Origin of the sequence: Nocardia sp. NPDC006982, from assembly GCF_042869435.1 — a bacterium.
In the GTDB taxonomy this organism is placed as follows: domain Bacteria; phylum Actinomycetota; class Actinomycetes; order Mycobacteriales; family Mycobacteriaceae; genus Nocardia.
Genome location: NZ_JBIAFV010000001.1, coordinates 1322011 through 1339521 on the forward strand (window position 1 = coordinate 1322011; position 17511 = coordinate 1339521).

The 17511-nt window shown below is 66.4% G+C and carries 13 protein-coding genes; 6 read left to right on the plus strand and 7 right to left on the minus strand.

What is annotated here, in order from left to right; genetic code table 11:
- Positions 1-356: 356 nt before the first annotated feature.
- Together ACFYOW_RS05920 and ACFYOW_RS05925 are read right to left on the minus strand one after the other, a co-directional pair.
- Positions 357-3125, minus strand: coding sequence for a GNAT family N-acetyltransferase (locus ACFYOW_RS05920; protein ID WP_387284876.1), 2769 nt, complete (start codon positions 3123-3125; stop codon positions 357-359).
- A complete protein-coding gene (locus tag ACFYOW_RS05925; protein WP_387284878.1) occupies positions 3118-4395 on the minus strand; it encodes an acetoin utilization protein AcuC in 1278 nt (425 codons plus the stop codon). The genes ACFYOW_RS05920 and ACFYOW_RS05925 overlap by 8 nt, the downstream gene beginning before the upstream one ends.
- 198 nt (positions 4396-4593) lie before the next feature.
- Between ACFYOW_RS05925 and ACFYOW_RS05930 the strand changes: the two genes are divergently transcribed.
- Positions 4594-5280 carry an iron dependent repressor, metal binding and dimerization domain protein gene (locus tag ACFYOW_RS05930; protein ID WP_387284880.1) on the plus strand — a complete coding sequence of 229 codons (687 nt, stop codon included), beginning with the start codon at positions 4594-4596 and terminating at the stop codon, positions 5278-5280.
- A gap of 3 nt (positions 5281-5283) precedes the next feature.
- Positions 5284-6264 carry a UDP-glucose 4-epimerase GalE gene (galE, locus tag ACFYOW_RS05935; protein WP_387284882.1) on the plus strand — a complete coding sequence of 327 codons (981 nt, stop codon included), beginning with the start codon at positions 5284-5286 and terminating at the stop codon, positions 6262-6264.
- 102 nt (positions 6265-6366) lie between these two features.
- Here the strand turns inward: galE and ACFYOW_RS05940 are convergent, their stop codons facing one another.
- Positions 6367-7620 carry a DUF4192 domain-containing protein gene (locus ACFYOW_RS05940; RefSeq protein ID WP_387284884.1) on the minus strand — a complete coding sequence of 418 codons (1254 nt, stop codon included), beginning with the start codon at positions 7618-7620 and terminating at the stop codon, positions 6367-6369.
- Positions 7621-8189: 569 nt separating this feature from the next.
- The gene (locus ACFYOW_RS05945; RefSeq protein ID WP_387284886.1) at positions 8190-8912 is read right to left on the minus strand and encodes a sensor domain-containing protein; all 723 of its coding nucleotides are present in this window, start codon (positions 8910-8912) and stop codon (positions 8190-8192) included.
- Between the two features lie 233 nt (positions 8913-9145).
- Here ACFYOW_RS05945 and ACFYOW_RS05950 point away from each other — a divergent pair, with 233 nt between their 5' ends.
- From ACFYOW_RS05950 to speD, 4 genes are all read left to right on the plus strand, one after another.
- Entirely contained in the window at positions 9146-10090 is a 945-nt protein-coding gene (locus ACFYOW_RS05950; protein ID WP_063038328.1) for a PAC2 family protein, read from the plus strand.
- A 49-nt stretch (positions 10091-10139) separates the two neighbouring features.
- Positions 10140-12638, plus strand: a complete 2499-nt coding sequence (locus ACFYOW_RS05955) for a DEAD/DEAH box helicase (RefSeq protein WP_387284888.1) — start codon at positions 10140-10142, stop codon at positions 12636-12638.
- A 126-nt stretch (positions 12639-12764) separates the two neighbouring features.
- Positions 12765-13865 (plus strand): type III PLP-dependent enzyme, encoded by a 1101-nt coding sequence (locus ACFYOW_RS05960; protein ID WP_387286034.1) that lies wholly within the window; start codon positions 12765-12767, stop codon positions 13863-13865.
- A gap of 8 nt (positions 13866-13873) precedes the next feature.
- On the plus strand, positions 13874-15076 hold the full coding sequence (speD, locus tag ACFYOW_RS05965; protein ID WP_387284890.1) for an adenosylmethionine decarboxylase: 1203 nt from the start codon (positions 13874-13876) through the stop codon (positions 15074-15076).
- Positions 15077-15176: 100 nt separating this feature from the next.
- On the opposite strand, the gene ACFYOW_RS05970 is transcribed toward speD, so the two are convergent.
- From ACFYOW_RS05970 to ACFYOW_RS05980, 3 genes are all read right to left on the minus strand, one after another.
- A complete protein-coding gene (locus tag ACFYOW_RS05970; protein WP_387284892.1) occupies positions 15177-16370 on the minus strand; it encodes a cytochrome P450 in 1194 nt (397 codons plus the stop codon).
- A 186-nt stretch (positions 16371-16556) separates the two neighbouring features.
- Positions 16557-16757, minus strand: a complete 201-nt coding sequence (locus tag ACFYOW_RS05975) for a 4-oxalocrotonate tautomerase family protein (RefSeq protein WP_387284894.1) — start codon at positions 16755-16757, stop codon at positions 16557-16559.
- Positions 16757-17491 (minus strand): SDR family NAD(P)-dependent oxidoreductase, encoded by a 735-nt coding sequence (locus tag ACFYOW_RS05980; RefSeq protein WP_387284896.1) that lies wholly within the window; start codon positions 17489-17491, stop codon positions 16757-16759. Before ACFYOW_RS05980 ends, ACFYOW_RS05975 begins: the two co-directional genes overlap by 1 nt.
- Positions 17492-17511: the final 20 nt, after the last annotated feature.

Consider the following 17511-nt stretch of genomic DNA (forward strand, 5'->3'; position numbering starts at 1 on the left):
TCACGGGCGCCGACGCGATCCCACGCACCGCGCACCACCGATCGAACCGGTCCGTGCGCTACCCGGTCGGCGATTCGAACCAGCCGGCGCGAGACCGCGACGCCGATGAGTGCAGCCGGTCACCGTCGCGCTGACCGGTCGGCACCAGCAACTCGCACAGCTTCGCGACTTCGCCGACTAGCGCGGACGCTCTCGGGCGCGGCCCGTACACGGCTCACGATCGATCGACCCGGCTCATGCGCTGCCCGGCGGCGATTCGAACCTGACGCGGGACCTCGGCGTGCGCGAGTGCAGCAGATTGGTGCGTTGACCGGCCCGGGGGTCGTGCGGCCGGGGTAGCGGCGAGTTGCGGGAGTTCAGCCAAGGCGGCGGGGGCCGGTGTCGAAGCCGCTGGGTTGGGGGCCGAAGCGGGCTCGGGCGTAGAGGATTGCGGCGGCGTTGGGGGAGGCGAGGACGGGGTCGAAGGATAGTTCGCGGATTTCGGGGAGGTCGTCGAATAGGGCCGAGACGCGTTGAACGAGTTCGACAAGGGCGGGTTTGTCGACGCGGGGGCTGGCGGGGGTGCCGGAGAGGAGTGGGGCGGCGCGGGGGGCGTCGATGAGGGCGGTCGCTTCGTCGGCGGTGAGTGGGAGGGCACGGTAGGCGCGGTCGCCGAGGAGTTCGATGATCATGCCGGAGAGGCCGAATTCGATGACCGAGCCGAAGGACGGGTCGTCCTGCACCCGCAGCACACAGCCGACGCCGGGGCTGGCCATCTTCTGGATGTGCACGGCGGGATCACCGCATAGTTCCACCAGGTGCGAATAGGCCTGGCGCACGGCTTCAGACCGCCACAGGTCCAGCCGGACCCCGCTGAGATCCGGTCGGCGCCGCCACATTTCGCCGGTTGCCTTGGCCGCGACCGGATAGCCGAGTTCTTCGGCCGCCGCCACCGCCTCGTCGGCGCTGCGGACCTCGCGGAATTCGACGACGCGAATTCCGTAGCAGTCCAACAGGTCCACGGCCTCCAGGTCGGTGAGCCAACGTCCGTCGGATTCGCGCATCCAGCCCGCGACCAGACGCTCGGCCCGTTCCGCGTCGATGCCCGCCGGACGAACCACGGTCGACACCGGTTTCGTGCGCCACTGCGCGTATCGGTGCGCCCTGGCCAGTGCCCGTGCGGCCCGCTCGGGATCCGGATAGGACGGTATCGAGCCGCGGGCCGCCGTACCGCCCGGACCGCGCATGGCCAGTAGGTTCGGAATCCCTTGCTCGGCAACGAAAGTGGTGAGAATGGGTTTCGCCGCATCGGGCACGGCCGCTGCGGCCTCGCGAATGGCATCGGCGAATCCGGCCATCCGCAGCGGCACCGGCGGCGCGAAAACCACTATAACCGCGTCGATCTCGTCCGAGCGCAGCGCGGCGACCACCGCGTCCAGATAGGCACCCGGCGTCGCGTCGGGGCCCAAGTTGACCGGATCGCCGATCGACTCCTCGTCCACCACACGCTCGGTCGGGCGCGGTCGCCGAACTTTGTCGAACGGCACCGCAGCTGGACGTCGGACCTCGAGCCCCTCACCGCGTGCGGCATCGACGGCCAGCCAGTTCAGCGCCGCGCTGTTGCCGATCACGGCGACCCGAGGACCCGCGGGCAGCGACTGATAGCCCAGGAGCGCCGCACAGTCGAACAGCTCCGAAATCGAGTCGACCTGAACGATTCCCGACTGCGCGAACAGGTCCCGCACGATCGATCGGTCCATATCGCCGGTCGGCTGGGCCCGCGCGGCCAATCGCCCACTGCTCACCGCGACGATCGGTTTGCTCCGCGCGACCCGACGCGCGATCCGGGAAAATTTGCGCGGATTACCGAAACTCTCCAGATAAAGCAGGATCACATCGGTGGCGGAGTCGGTGTCCCAGTATTGCAGCAGGTCATTGCCGGACACATCCGCGCGATTACCCGCCGAGACGAAGGTCGACAACCCGAGGTTGCGCGCAGCGGCCTCACCGAGGATGGCCGCACCCAACGGCCCGGACTGACAGAAGAATCCGATGCGCCCGGGCCCAGGCAGTACCGAAGCCAAGGTCGCGTTCAACGAAACCGAGGCATCGGTATTGGCAATGCCGAGCGCGCTCGGCCCGACCACCCGCATCCCGTGTCCGCGTGCCGCGGCAACCAACTCGCGTTCGGCAACCACACCGCCATCACCGGTCTCCCCGAAGCCCGCGGTGAGCACGACCAATCCCTTGACGCCCTTGGCCATACAGTCGTCCAGAACAGCGCTGATCGCCTCCGGAGGCACGGCAACCACCGCGAGATCCACCTCATCGGGAATATCGCGCACCGTCGGGTAAGCCCGCACCCCGCGCACCGATCGCCGGTTCGGATTGACCGGGAACACCGGACCTTGGAAAATTCCGGAAAGCAGATTGGCCAAGATCACTCCGCCGACCCGGGCCGGGCCAACGGTGGCGCCGATCACCGCGACCGAACGCGGCGCGAGCAGATTGCCGACACTGCGCGCCTCGGAGGCGCGTTCGCGCGAATCCCGCACCGAGAGCAGGGCTTCGGTGGGATCGATGGCGAATTCCAGATGCAGCACCGAACCGTCCCTGGCGCGCTCGACCTGATAGCCCGCGTCACGGAATACGGTGACCATCACAGTGTTCTCGGCGAGCACCTCCGCGACGAACGTCTCGATCTTGTTCTCCGCGGCCGCACCCGCCAAATGTTCGAGCAGGATGGAACCGAGCCCGCGTCCCTGATGCTCGTCGGCCACGACGAATGCGACTTCGGCGGCGCGCGGTCCGGTGCGGTCGGTCAGCAGTTCGTAGCGGCCGACCGCGATGATTGCCTCGCCCAGTACCAGTAGCAGTCCGACCCGGTCGTGGTGGTCGACGTGGGTGGAGCGATACAGATCCTTCGGCGAAATACGCGGGTACGGACCGAAGTAGCGCAGGTATCGGGAGCGATCCGACAGTGCCGTGTGGAACTCCTGCAGCCGCTCGGCGTCATCGGGTGTGATCGGGCGCAGTCGCACCACGCCACCGTCCGAGGCGAGTACATCGGCGAACCAGTGCTGCGGCGGCGGAGGCGGTATCGCAGGCGTACTCGGGGAATCCGGGACGGGCGGGTTCTCAGTCACGGGGGTCCTCCGGATCAAGGCCGAGCAACCCGAAGGTGGCTCGGCGCGTAGCCAATACGGCCGTATCGATAGCGCGTTGCGCGCGGTCGGTGCGCGCGTCCCCAGTTTCCCCCGTGCCGCCGGGACCGTCCCACCGGCGGTAGGCAGTGTCACCACCGTCACCCATGGCGCGCGGCGGATCGACGGTCGGCGCCGCGGACTGGATCATATCGATCCAGTCCTGCGGCACCGCGGTTTCCGGTGCGATGGTGCGATCCAGCGCGGTCGCCAGCAGATGCGTCCAGGCGCGTGGCACCACCCGCACCAGGCCGTAGCCGCCGCCGCCGACGGCGAGCCAACGACCTTCGGCGTATTCGTCGGCCAGATCGCGCATGGCGATGAAGGCGGCGCGTTGACCGTCGACGGTCAGTTCCATATCGGCGAGTGGGTCCTCGCGATGGGTGTCGACACCGCATTGGCTGACGACGATCTGCGGCCGGAACGCCGCCAGCGCACTGGGCACGATCGCGTGAAAGCCGCGCAGCCACTGCGGATCCCGGGTGCCCGGCAGGACCGCCAGATTGATCGCGGTGCCCTCGGCGGCGCCGTGGCCGGTCTCCTCCGGCCAGCCGGTATTGGGCCACAGTGTGGCCGGATGCTGATGAATCGAGATCGTCAGCACTCGGGGGTCGCCGTAGAAGGCGCGCTGCACACCGTCGCCGTGATGCACGTCGACATCGATGTAGGCGATGCGATCGAATCCGTTTTCCAGCAGCCAGGAGATGGCCACGGCCGCATCGTTGTAGATGCAGAATCCGGCCGCCGAATCCGGCATCGCGTGGTGCATGCCGCCGCCGATGCTCACTGCCCGCCGGGTGCGCCCCTGGGCGATCTCGCGTGCCGCGGTCAATGTGCCGCCGACGATCACCGAGGCTGCCTGATGCATCCGTGGGAACACCGGATTATCCGGTGAGCCGAGACCGTACGGCGGTGCGAGCGGTGCGCCCGCGGGAGGTGTGGCATGTTCGACGGCCTCGATGTAGTCCGCGGTATGGATGCGCAGCAAATCGGACACTTCGGCTGGCTCGGGCACCAATCGCTCGACACCGTCGAGTAATCCGAGACTTTCCGCCAGGGCCATGGTGAACTGCAGTCGCGCCGGTTTCATGGGGTGCTCCGGCGTCCATGCGTAGTCGAGGAAGCGGTCGGTCCAGACAACGGTCCCGGATCGCGCCTCGAGATCACCTTCGTCGAGCGGCGCGGACTGTTCGCCGTGCGGTGCAGTGGCCATGCTCGCAACGCTACGCGGGAAGGTAACGGCCCCGTTGAACGTTCGTATGCAGTAGAAATACAAGCAAGAGCGAATACGGTGACAGGCCGTGCGCCGACAGAATTCCCACAGCGCAGTCACGGGTGTAGCGCGAAACCACGCGGCACACGGGGGTGCCGACGTGCGTGGGTAGAATTCGTGCCGACGAAGGGGTAACAGGTGAAGGATCTGGTCGACACCACGGAGATGTACCTCCGTACCATCTACGACCTCGAGGAAGAGGGCGTGGTGCCCCTGCGTGCGCGCATCGCCGAGCGCCTCGAGCAGAGTGGCCCGACGGTCAGCCAGACCGTCGCGCGGATGGAACGCGATGGTCTGCTGCTGGTCGCCGGTGACCGCCATCTCGAATTGACCGACAAGGGCCGCAGCATGGCGGTCGCGGTCATGCGCAAACATCGCCTCGCCGAGCGGCTGCTCGTGGACATCATCGGGCTCGACTGGCAGAACGTGCACGCCGAGGCGTGCCGCTGGGAACACGTCATGAGCGAGGATGTCGAGCGGCGGCTGGTCGAGGTGCTCAACCACCCGACCACCTCCCCCTACGGCAACCCGATTCCGGGTCTGGACGAGCTCGGCCTTGCCACGCAGAGCGGCGCCGACGAGACCCTGGTGCGGCTGTCGGATCTGCCGCACGGCCAGGTGCACGCGGTCGTGGTGCGTCGCCTCGCCGAGCACATCCAGACCGATCCCGAGGTCATCGGCCAGCTGCGGGAGGCGGGCGTGGTGCCCGACGCGCGCGTGACGGTCGAGACCAAGCCCGGTTCGGTGGTCATCACCGTGCCCGGCCACGCGGGTTTCGAGCTCTCGGACGAGATGGCCCACGCCGTCCAGGTGAAGTTGGTCTGAGGCGTGAAACTTCTGGTCACAGGTGGCGCAGGCTATGTAGGTGGCGTCTGCGCGCAGGTTCTGCTCGAATCGGGGCACGAGGTCGTGGTGGTCGACGATCTGTCGACCGGCAATGCCGAGGGCGTGCCGACCGAGGCGCGATTCGTCGAGGGTGATGTCGCGGTCGCCGCGCCCGCCCTGCTCGAGGCCGAATCCTTCGACGGTGTCCTGCATTTCGCGGCGCAATCGCTGGTCGGTGAGTCGGTGCAGCAGCCGGAGAAGTACTGGCACGGCAATGTGGTGAAGACGCTCGAGCTGCTGGAGACGATGCGCCGCACCGAAACGCCGCGGCTGGTCTTCTCCTCGACCGCGGCCGTGTACGGCGAACCCGAACGGGTGCCGATCACGGAGGACGCGCCGACCCGGCCGACCAACCCCTACGGCGCCTCCAAACTGGCCATCGACCACGCCATCACCTCCTATGCGATCGCGCACGGTCTCGCCGCGACCAGCCTGCGCTACTTCAACGTCGCCGGCGCCTACGGCGGTCTCGGCGAAAACCGGGTGGTGGAAACCCATCTCATCCCCCTCGTGCTCCAGGTCGCCCTCGGTCATCGCAAGGCGATCTCGGTCTTCGGCACCGACTGGCCCACACCCGACGGCACCGCGGTCCGCGATTACATCCACATTCGCGACCTCGCCGACGCCCACCTGCTGGCTCTCGGCTCCGCCGAATCCGGCACACATCGCATCTTCAATCTCGGCAGCGGCACCGGTTTCTCGGTCCGCGAGGTGATTTCCGCCTGCGAGCGCGTCACCGGCCTGCCCATCGCCGCCCAGGACGCGCCGCGTCGTGCCGGCGACCCGGCCACGCTGATCGCGTCCAGCGACCGCGCCATCACCGATCTCGGCTGGCGGCCCAAGCACAACGATCTGGACGAAATCGTCGCCGATGCTTGGGAATTCCTGCGTGACCTCGGTCCGCTGGCACACAGCGCGAAGTAAGCCTGTGCAGCATCGAACGCGGTCACATGGTGGTGCCGCATTTGCCACAACCACCATGTGACTCGCCAACTCACCTCTGACCACCCGAGAAGGCGATCGGGCTCACCGGACAACCGGCCCGAAGTCGATACCGAGGTCCGCGGCAATGCCGAGCCCGCAGTAGGCAAGGCGGCGCAGCGTATCCGGACGCATCCCGGTGCGCAGTGAAATCTCGAGCAGACTCGCCATGGAATGGGCGGGATCGGCTTCCAAGGCCGCCTGCAGTGCGATGCCGGCGAGCGGACCGTCGCCGCGGATGTAGGCGCTGTAGCCGAGAAGTGTTGCCGCATCGGCACGGTCGCTGCCCGATAGTGCATGCGTCAGCGCCACCCAGAGGGTTTCCGCAGGGGCGGCGTGGTCTCCGACGGCCAGCCCGAACAGCGAGTCCCGCACCGTCCGATCGCGCAGTGCCGCGGCCAGTTCCGCGTATTCCTGGGCGGTCAGGACTACACCGGAGTCGATGTTGGCGATCTGCGACAGCACATGTTCGAGTGCCCGCCGGTGGTATCCGTCGGGATCACCGCGCCGGACGGCCGCCGCGTACCGCTCGTGCGCGAGCGCGCGAGCGCTGTCCAGATGTACCGCGACCTGGTGCGCCAGTTCCTCATCCGGTGCGACCAGAGCGGTCAGCTCCGAACGGGTTCCCCGGATCGGCCGCCCTTCGAGCACATGCGCCACCGTGACCATCGATGTGGCCGGATCCGGCAGCGTCCCATGGTGATTCGCATCGAGCAGACTCCACCACCGCTGCTCCGCCTCGATAGCGCGCACCGCCCAGGCGCCCTCGAGGTACACCTCGGCCCGCGCCAGTCGGCGCGCGAACGCCGCGATGAGCGTGCCCCACGGTCCCGTACTGCCCACACCGTTTCGGCGCGTGCGCCGCGGTTCGCGCACCCGGTCATCGACGATCACCGCGAGTACTTCCGTCGCCCCCTCTGCGGCACAAATGTGCGAAACACACTCCGCATATGCGGCCGCGAGCCCCCGCCGACTCCCGCCTTCCTGATCCAAATCGAACCGCACCACCGCATCGATGATCGGACTCTGCTCCACATCGGTCGCGCCCCGCAGCACCGCCACCACCAGCGACCGCTCCGGCGCGAATCCGACCATGGCGGGCACAGCCACAATCAATTCACCCGGATCGTCGACATGCAGTGAGTCCCCTGGAATCCGATCTCCGAATTCCGGCGGCGGTTCCGCACAGATTCCCGGGCGCAACTCTTTCCCGAAACCTCGTGTGCATTCCGACAATTCGTCGTCGGTATCAGGGTCGAAGAAGGACGCCGAATCGATTCGGGCCGAGACCGTGTCCACGGGCCACGTGCGATATGTATGCGCCCCAACGCTATCGCGCGCTGGTTCATCGAACCGCGGCGCAGGGACAATGTCACTCGAATACGCGATGGCGTGCGAGCCCTCTGTTTCGTCGCCGACATGCACCCCGCGATCCGCTGACCCCGCGGTAGCACCTAGATGCCCGGCGGCTCGATAGTCCGCCGGCTTGTCGGTACCTATCCCGGCGCCGTCACGCGAATCCTCGACATCCCGGCAACCCGAGTCGCCAGCACCCGACGAGTGAGCGGATTTGCGGAGGTGAACGGCGGGGCTTGTGCAAAAACCGGTGCGCGGCGATGCGCCGTCGCCTGGATCTCCGAGGGCGGGAGCGGGATTCGTGGAAGTCGTCATGCATCGAGGGTGCGCTCACCCACCTCGAAGCCCGGGACACCGACCTGGGGATATCGCGGGACCGAATTGCCCTGTGGAAAACACTTGGACTGTGGACGAATCGGGAATCGGACACGAATACGGCGACGACTATGTCGGTGCCACCTGCTAGTGTCCGGCCGCAAGCTCCAGCCAACAATCGGCGCAGGCCGCCGCATTCACCCCTGCTTCACTTTCCACACCGCCGTCGTGAACAGCTCGTCCAAAGCCGCCGTATCCGGCTTCGCATCGCCGAATGTCATGTATGTCACCGTGATACGCACATCGGCGACCTGCCCGGTGAGCGTCTGCATCGACTGCGTCAGCCCGGCCGCGCTCACCTGCGGCGCCACCGTGCGGCGCAGCGCGAACGTGTCGTCGGCGTCGATCTTCGGGGGCGCCTGGAGTTCGGTGGTCACGATCGTCGTCGCACCCGCTCGGTTCACATGCATCTGCTGACACCGCTTCAACTGGTCACGCAATACCGACAACGGCTGTCCGGTCCTGGTCAACTCCGCGGTCATCGTGGCGCGCGTCTCGTTGTCGGTGCCCACCGCAACGGCCGTCTGATTCGGACCGAATTGCTGAGCAGGCGGGACACATCCGTCGGGCTGCACCTTCGCACCGCGCCCGGCGCCGGTCAGGTCCGCCGCCGCCTGCGCGGCCGCCTCCGGTGGCAGCACGACCGCCTCGTATCCGGCCGGGAACTGCGCGGGATCGGGCAGCAGCGTCGAAAGCTGTGCCGTCACATACCGGGTCCCCGCGCTCGGACCGGAGTCGACAGGATGTCCGGTCACCGTCGACGAGCAGCCGGTGAGCAGCGCCGCACTCGCGGCGAGGGGCACCAAACCCGATACCCCGAATCCGCGTGGCACCCTGCGCGTCGAATTCGGCACAGTCACCGGTCCACTGTGCCAAACTCCCGGAGCCCGCCCACGATGCCACGCCGGTTCTTCGAGTGATCGGGAATGTGCGGGGTACTACTGATGTTGCCCTGTCTCATGGGTCGGTGTCGCCCGTGGCAACGTGTGTCGGGGCCATGGGGGACAATGGACAGTGGTTGACCGCCGCGAATTGCCCAACAGGCCTGTGAACCTGGAAGCCGCGTCGGTGAACCGCGCAGGAAGGAGACGCGATGGACCACGAGTCGCGAATGTACGAGTTGGAGTTCCCAGCTCCGCAGCTGTCGAACGACGATGGCTTGGGTCCGGTCCTGGTACACGGACTGGAGGGCTTCACCGATGCCGGGCATGCGGTGCGGCTGGCCACGACGCACCTGCGCGAGAGTCTCGAGAGCGAGCTGGTCGCCTCGTTCGATGTCGACGAGTTGCTGGACTATCGCTCGCGTCGTCCGCTGATGACGTTCAAGACCGACCACTTCTCGGATTACGCCGAGCCCGAGCTGAATCTCTGGGCGCTGCGCGATACCGCGGGCACCCCGTTCCTGCTGCTGTCCGGCCTGGAACCGGATCTGCGCTGGGAGAAATTCACCACCGCGGTGCGTCTGCTGGCCGAACAGCTCGGTGTGCGGCGCAGCATCGGACTGAGTGCCATCCCGATGGCGATCCCGCATACCCGCCCGCTCGGCATCACCGCGCACTCCTCCGACCGCGACCTCATCGCCGACCATCAGCGCTGGCCGGGCGAACTACAGGTGCCGGGCAGCGCGTCCTCGCTGCTGGAGTACCGGATGGCCCAGCACGGCCACGAATCCGTCGGATTCTCGGTGCATGTGCCGCACTATCTCGCGCAGACCGCCTACCCGGAGGCCGCGCAGACCCTGCTCGAGCACGTCGCCGACAACGCGGGCCTGGAATTCCCGCTGGCCGCGCTCGGTGAGGCCGCCGCGCGGGTGCGCGAGCAGGTCAACGAGCACATCGCGGGGAATTCCGAGGTCGAGACCGTGGTGCACGCGCTCGAGCGCCAGTACGACAGCTTCGTCTCCGCGCAGGAACGCCAGTCGAGCCTGCTGGTCGGCGATGGTGAACTGCCCAGCGGCGATGAATTGGGCGCCGAATTCGAGCGCTTCCTGGCCGAGCAGGGCGGCTACGACGGCGACGAGGACGAACAGTCCAACTGACCCGATCACCCTGACGGGACCGCAGGCGGCTGCCCGTAGGGTGGTCGGAGTGGATCTGACCGAGCTGCTGGAGATACCGGGAACCGACGCCGACGCACTTTATGAATCCTTCGGGGCGTGGGCGGCCGAGCAGGGGACCCCGCTGTATCCGGCGCAGGACGAGGCGCTACTGGAATTGGCGTCCGGATCCAATGTCATCCTGGCCACCCCCACTGGATCCGGTAAATCCCTTGTCGCCGTCGGCGCACATCTGTTCGCGTTGACCCGCGGCCTGCGCACCTACTACACCGCCCCGATCAAAGCGCTGGTCAGCGAGAAGTTCTTCGCCCTGTGCGAGGTTTTCGGCGCGGACCGGGTCGGCATGGTGACCGGTGACGCGGCGGTGAATCCGGAGGCGCCGATCATCTGCGCCACCGCCGAGATCCTGGCGAATATGGCGCTGCGCGAGGGCGCGGCCGCCGATGTCGGCCAGGTCGTGATGGACGAATTCCACTTCTACGCCGATCCGGACCGCGGCTGGGCCTGGCAGGTACCGCTGCTGGAACTCCCGCGCGCCCAATTCCTGCTGATGTCGGCAACTCTCGGCGAGGTCGACTTCTTCGCCGCCGATCTCGAGCGCCGCACCGGTAATCCGACCGCCATCGTCGCGGGCACCGAACGTCCTGTCCCGCTGAGCTTTTCCTACGCGCGCACCCCGATCACCGAAACCCTGGAAGATCTCGTCACGACCAACCAGTCACCGGTATACGTCGTGCATTTCACCCAGGCCGCCGCATTGGAACGCGCGCAGGCGCTGACCAGCGTCAACTTCGCCACGCGCGCCGAAAAGGACGCCATCGCAACAGCACTGGGTGATTTCCGCTTCTCCTCCGGGTTCGGCAAGACCCTGTCCCGGCTGATCCGCCACGGCATCGGCGTACATCACGCGGGCATGCTGCCCAAGTACCGCCGCCTGGTGGAGCGCCTGGCCCAGGACGGTCTGCTGAAGGTGGTGTGCGGCACCGACACCCTCGGCGTCGGGATCAACGTGCCGATCCGCACGGTACTGCTCACCGGTCTCACCAAATTCGACGGTGTGCGCACCCGCAGGCTCAAGGCCCGCGAATTCCATCAGATCGCCGGCCGCGCGGGCCGGGCGGGCTACGACACCATGGGTACCGTGGTCGTGCAGGCGCCCGACCACGAAGTGGAGAACACTCGGCTGCTGGCCAAGGCGGGCGACGATCCGAAGAAGCAGCGCAAGGTGGTGCGCCGCAAACCGCCGGAGGGCTTCGTCTCCTGGAGCGAGGAGACCTTCGACCGGCTCGTCGCCGCCAGCCCCGAACCGATGGTGTCGCGCTTCAACGTGACGAACTCCATGCTGCTCAATGTGATCGCCCGCCCGGGCAATTGCTTCGACGCCATGCGCCATCTGCTGGAGGACAATCACGAGCCCCGCCCCGCGCAACGCCGGCACATCCTGCGCGCCATCCGACTGTATCGCGCCCTGCGCGATGCCGGTGTGGTGCAACAGCTTCCCGAACCCGACGCACAGGGCCGCCGCGCCAGGCTCACCGTCGATCTGCAGCGCGATTTCGCCCTCGACCAGCCCCTGTCCCCCTTCGCCCTCGCTGCGCTCGACCTGCTCGACAAGGACGCCCCCGGCTACACCCTCGACGTCATCTCCCTCATCGAGTCGACGCTCGAGGATCCGCGCCAGCTGCTGATGGCCCAGCAGCACAAGGCCCGCGGCCAGGCGATCAACGAGATGAAGGCCGACGGTATCGAATACGACGAACGCATGGAGCTGCTGGAAGAGGTCACCTGGCCCAAACCGCTGGCCGAGCTGATCGAACCCGCCTTCGAGACCTATCGGGCCGGGCATCCCTGGATGTCGGAATTCGCTCCGTCCCCCAAGTCGGTCGTCCGCGACATGATCGAACGCTCGATGACCTTCGCCGAGCTGATCTCGCATTACGAGCTGGCCCGCTCCGAGGGGGTGGTGCTGCGCTATCTCGCCGACGCCTACCGCGCGCTGCGGCGCACCGTCCCGGAATCCGCGCGCACCGAGGATCTCGACGATATGACCGAATGGCTGGGCGAGCTTGTGCGCCAAGTGGATTCGAGTCTGCTCGACGAATGGGAGCAGCTCACCAATCCGGGTGCGGAGACCGATGCCGATCAGCTCGCCTTCGGCGCGGAAACGGTGCGGCCGATCTCGGCCAACGAACGCGCGTTCAAGGTGATGATCCGCAATGCCATGTTCCGTCGCGTCGAACTCGCCGCGCTGCGCCGTTGGGAGGCCCTCGCCGAGCTCGGCACCGGACCGGACTGGGCCGCCGAGCTGAACCCCTACTTCGACGAGTACGAAAGCATCGGCACCGGCCCGGACGCTCGCGGTCCGCAACTGTTCCAGGTGGAACAACGCCCCGGTTTCTGGCAGGTGCGCCAAGTGCTCGACGATCCCGCCGGGGACCACGGCTGGGCGCTCGCGGCCATGGTCGATCTCGCCGAGTCCGATGCCGCGGGCGAGGTCGTATTCGACGAGGTCACGATAGTCGCAGGGTGATCATGATCAAGGTGTCGTCAACGAGTTGGTTACCAGGGGCATCGCGCTGATACTCTCTCGCGCGGTGCCTGAACGAAGGCCGCCCCTCAAACGACGGAGAGTTCCCTTAGATTGACCGGTTCAAACCTGCCCGAATCGCCCTATCTGGCCATCCACCCAGCGCGGGTGCGCGAGAACTACCGCGCACTCCAGGCCGCGGTACCCGGAGCCCGAATACGCTTCGCGGTCAAGGCGAGTCCGGTCCCGGAACTCATCGGTCTGCTCGACCGTCACGACGCGGAGTTCGATGTAGCCAGCGTCGGTGAGATCGAACTGTGCCTGCACGAGGGCGTCGACCCGGCTCGCATGTGCTATGGGAACCCAATCAAGAAGGCCGCCCACATCGCGACCGCCTACGCCGCGGGTGTGCGCCGCTACGCCTTCGACACCGAGGACGATCTGCTGCGCATCGTCGAGCACGCGCCGGGTTCGGAAGTCGAGTGCCGGTTCCTGTCCTCGGCGCCGCAGTCGACAACACCCTTCGGCACCAAATTCGGCTGCTCCCCCACCGAGGCGCTGCGGCTGCTGGTGCGCGCCCGCGATCTCGGACTGATCGTCGGGGGTCCGTACTTCCACGTCGGCTCCCAGCAGACCGACCCGCGAGCCTGGCGCATCGGTATCGAGCAGGCGGGCCGCATCGTGGCGGCGCTGGCGGACAAGGACATTCCGGTGCGCTCGGTGAATATCGGTGGCGGCCTGCCCATTTCGTACGTCGAGGCGGCGCCCGCACTCGACGATATCGGCGCCGTCATTGCGGCCGCCACCGCCGAATTCCTGCCCGCGACCGCCGGACTCGTCATCGAGCCCGGCCGCGCGCTCGTAGGTTCGGCGGGCACTATTCACGCCGAGGTCATCGGCGTGCGCATCGCGCCGGACGGACGGCGCTGGGTGTATCTCGACATCGGCCGCTACAACGGCATGGCCGAGACCGAGAACGAGTACATCGCATACCGCTTCGTCACCGAACGTGACGGAGATCCCGTGGACGAGGCGGTGGTGGCCGGACCGACCTGCGATGGCGACGATGTACTGTATCAACGCACGAAGGTCCTTCTTCCGACCTCGTTGCGAGCCGGTGATCGCATCCAGATCCTCGATACCGGCGCCTATACCGCGAGCTATTCGTCGGTGTCCTTCAATGGTTTTCCGCCCTTGACCGTTCATGTCTCGGGCGCTGAGCGAGAGTGAGTTTGCCTATGACGGCGGAATTCACCGGCTGGCATGTGCTGGCCGAGTTCGGTGGTGTCGACGCAGATCTCTGCGACGATCTCGAACGACTCGAATCGGCGTTGCGTGAGTCTCTGATCGCGGCGGGCGTCACCATCTGCGATGTCGTACACAAAAAGTTCGATCCGCAGGGGGTGACCGTCCTCGCGCTGTTGTCGGAGTCCCACGCCTCGATTCACACTTATCCGGAGTCCGGCGACATCTTTGTCGACGTATTCACCTGCGGAACTATCGGCGCCGGCGCGTCGAAGGCCGTCGAACTACTGCGAGATAAGTTGTCTCCCAGGGATGTTCGCATGCAAGTCATCCAGCGCGGGCACGGCTCGACGCGGATCGAGGAGCCGGTGGGCAATGGCCTGACCCGTATCTGGGATCTGCACGAGGTCATCGTCGACACCCATACTCCGTTCCAGCACATGGTGATCGCGCGCACCGAACAGGGCATCAGCCTGTTCTCCGACGACGATCGCCAGTCCACGGAGTTCTCCCAGCTGACCTATCACGAGGCGATGATGGTCCCGGCCTTCGCGCTGGCCGCGAAGCTGGACAAGGTGCTGATCATCGGGTCGGGTGAGGGTGTGGCCAGCCAGATGTCGGTCGCCGCGGGTGCGACGCTGGTGGATCACGTCGATATCGACCAGCGCGAGGTCGAGTTGTGTGCCGAGCACCTGCCTTACGGCTACACCAGCGACGAACTGGCCGCCGCCGTCAAGGGTGCGGGCCCGGTCAAAGTGCACTACGCCGATGGCTGGGACTTCCTCGCCAACGCGAACGAGGCGGGCACCCGCTACGACGTGATAGTCATCGATCTGCCCGATGAGCGAGTCGAGGACGCGCAGCACAACCGGCTCTACGAGTCGGAGTTCCTGTCGCGATGTCGGGCGCTGCTCGCACCCGGCGGCGTGCTCAGCGCACAGGCCGGATGCGCGACGATGTGGCGCAACGAGACGCTGAAGCGGTCCTGGAAGCGCTTCCACGAGCAGTTCGGCACCGTGGTGCAGTACGGCAGCGATGAGCACGAGTGGACATTCCTGTTCGGGTTGAACGAGCGAATCGATGACCCGGTGCAGGCGATGACCGATCGGCTGGGCACGCTGCCCTATCGCGCCGAGACGATCGATGCGCGGGCGCTGGTGCGCGGCGCGATCGAACCGCACGCGCTGCGCGTCTAGCAGCACTCCCGAATAGCACCGGCTCCCAAGGGTTTTCCCTTCGAGCCGGTGCGATTCGGCGTTCGGCCGGAGTGTCCGCTCCTGGCTGAGAACCGGATGGTCATGGGGTGAAGCGGATCTCGCTGTATCGGGGCGGGGCGGTGGTCGCGTAGCGGATCTGCTGGTTGCCCGGCCGTGTGCGCTGCCATCGGCCGAACCGCTGTAGGAGTACCGCGATGGAAAGTGCGCCGGTCAGTACTGCCATCGGTTCGCCGATACATTTTCGTTTGCCGATGCCGAACGGCAGGCGGGCGGGTCCGAGCGCGATGAACAGCTGGTCGCCCCGACGCAGCGGGCGACCGGCCAGTTCGGTCTCGACCGCGACATGGCGGAAGATGAGCGGGAACGACGGTCGCTGTGCCACAACATCGCCGAAAAACGATGTGAGCAGCGGCAACCGGGCGAGATCGGCTGCGGCCGGTAGCCGACTCGCCAGCACTTGTTCGACTTCGGTCCGCAATTCGACCAGCTCGGCGGGATGGTCCGCCAGCCGCACACATGCCCACGACTGAGCGCATGCCGTGCTGTCGAAACCTGCCATCAAGTGGCTTATCACCTGATCGCGTATCCGCTGGCCCGGAAGTTCCGGACGCACCTGCAGTAGGTGTCCGAGCAGGTCGTCGGCGCAATCGTCCATTGTGCGCCGCCGGTCGATGATGGCGTGGACCTCGGCGTCCATGGCCGCGATGGCGCGCCGGTAGTTGCCGCCGCCGATCCGGAACCACTGCCTGCGCTGGCTGTCGAAGATCGGCTGGGCCGATCGCACCAGTGTCGCGCAGTCGACAGTCTGACCGAAAAGATGCCGTGCCAGCAGTTCCACGTTGAGCAGTTTGAATTCGGTGAACACGTCGACGGCGCGGTCCGGATGCCAGTTGTCGATCCGGTCGTTCAATCGCCGGACACTCTCGTGCGCGAGCGGCGCGAGTTCGGCAGCCGCGAACGCGGGATTCGTGTGTTCACGCAATGTCCGCCACAGTTGCGGATCGTTGACCACGAACAAACCCTCGGCGCCGGTCGCGTTACGGATGATCCGGTAGATCGGACCACCTTTGTCGAATTCGCCCGCACCGGTACGCAGCACACGGTCGATGAGATCACTGTCGGTGATCAGCCAGGACCGGCCCGGCAATGGCAGCCTGACCCGCATGATCCCGCCGTTGCGCCGCGCTCGCGCGATCAGTGCGGACGGCACGTCACGGTCGACAATCGCCTGTCGCCAACCGATCTCGGCTCGAACCTCGCCGGGCATAGCCATGCTGCTCCTACACCGGATACATCCGATCTCAGGTTAATAGTCGGCTGGCGGGTCTGCCATTCCTGTATGCGGCGCGTGCGCCGAGCAACTGCATGTCCGAGCAGTACCGAAGTGGCCTCAGCGCCCATTCCTGCCTCGATCCCGCTGAATCCGAGCAAGAATGGGCGAACTGGGCCAACGCCCGGCCTATGCCTGTTTGCGCCAGTCCTCGACGTTCATCCCGCCGATACCCCAATCGGTCAGCTCGACCTCATCGATCACTACGAAGGTGGTCGCCGGGTCCTTGCCGAGGACATCACGGAGCAGGTCGGTTACGCCCTTGATCAGTTGGGTCTTCTGATCTCGCGTGACGCCCTCGTTGGTGACCTTGATATTGACGTAAGGCATTATGCGGCCCTTCCCGAGATGAACCCGCCGTCGACGGGGAAGATGTGGCCGGTGGTGAAGGCGGCGTCCGCGAGATACAGCACCGCTGCGGTGGTTTCGCTCACTTCACCGATTCGGTTGAGCAAAGCCAGTCGACCCGAGGCGCTTTCGTCGCCGTCACCGAACAGTGGTGTGCGAATGATGCCGGGAGCGACGGCATTGACCCGAATGCCGTCCGCGGCGAGTTCGGCAGCAAGACTCGTGGTCAACGCGTGGACGCCGCCTTTGCTGACCAGCGCGGCCGATGCGGGCAGCCCCGCGAGCGCGTGGTTGATCAGCACCGTCCCGATATTCACAATGCTGCCACCGCTTTTCTGCGCTTGCAGCTGGCGCACGACGGCCTGTGTGGTGAAGTAGGTCCCTTTCAGGTTGCCGTTCAGGTAACTGTCCAGATCCGCCTCGGTGACATCGACGAACGGCTTGGCCCCGAAGATTCCGGCATTGTTCACCAGCACATCGACTCGACCGAAACGTTCCACCGCAAGGCGCACGAGCTCGGAACCCGTTGTGGGCGTGCCGATATCGCCGGTGAATACCGTCAACCGTGATGGCGCGCCCAACGAATCCGCCACCGCCGCCAGCTTGTCAGCATCCCGCCCGTTGAGCACGACATTGTCACCACGCTCCACGAAGGCCCGAGCGATATCGCGCCCGATCCCACTGGAGGATCCGGTGACGATCACCGTCTTGACCATATCTTTCTCTCTTTCTCGTG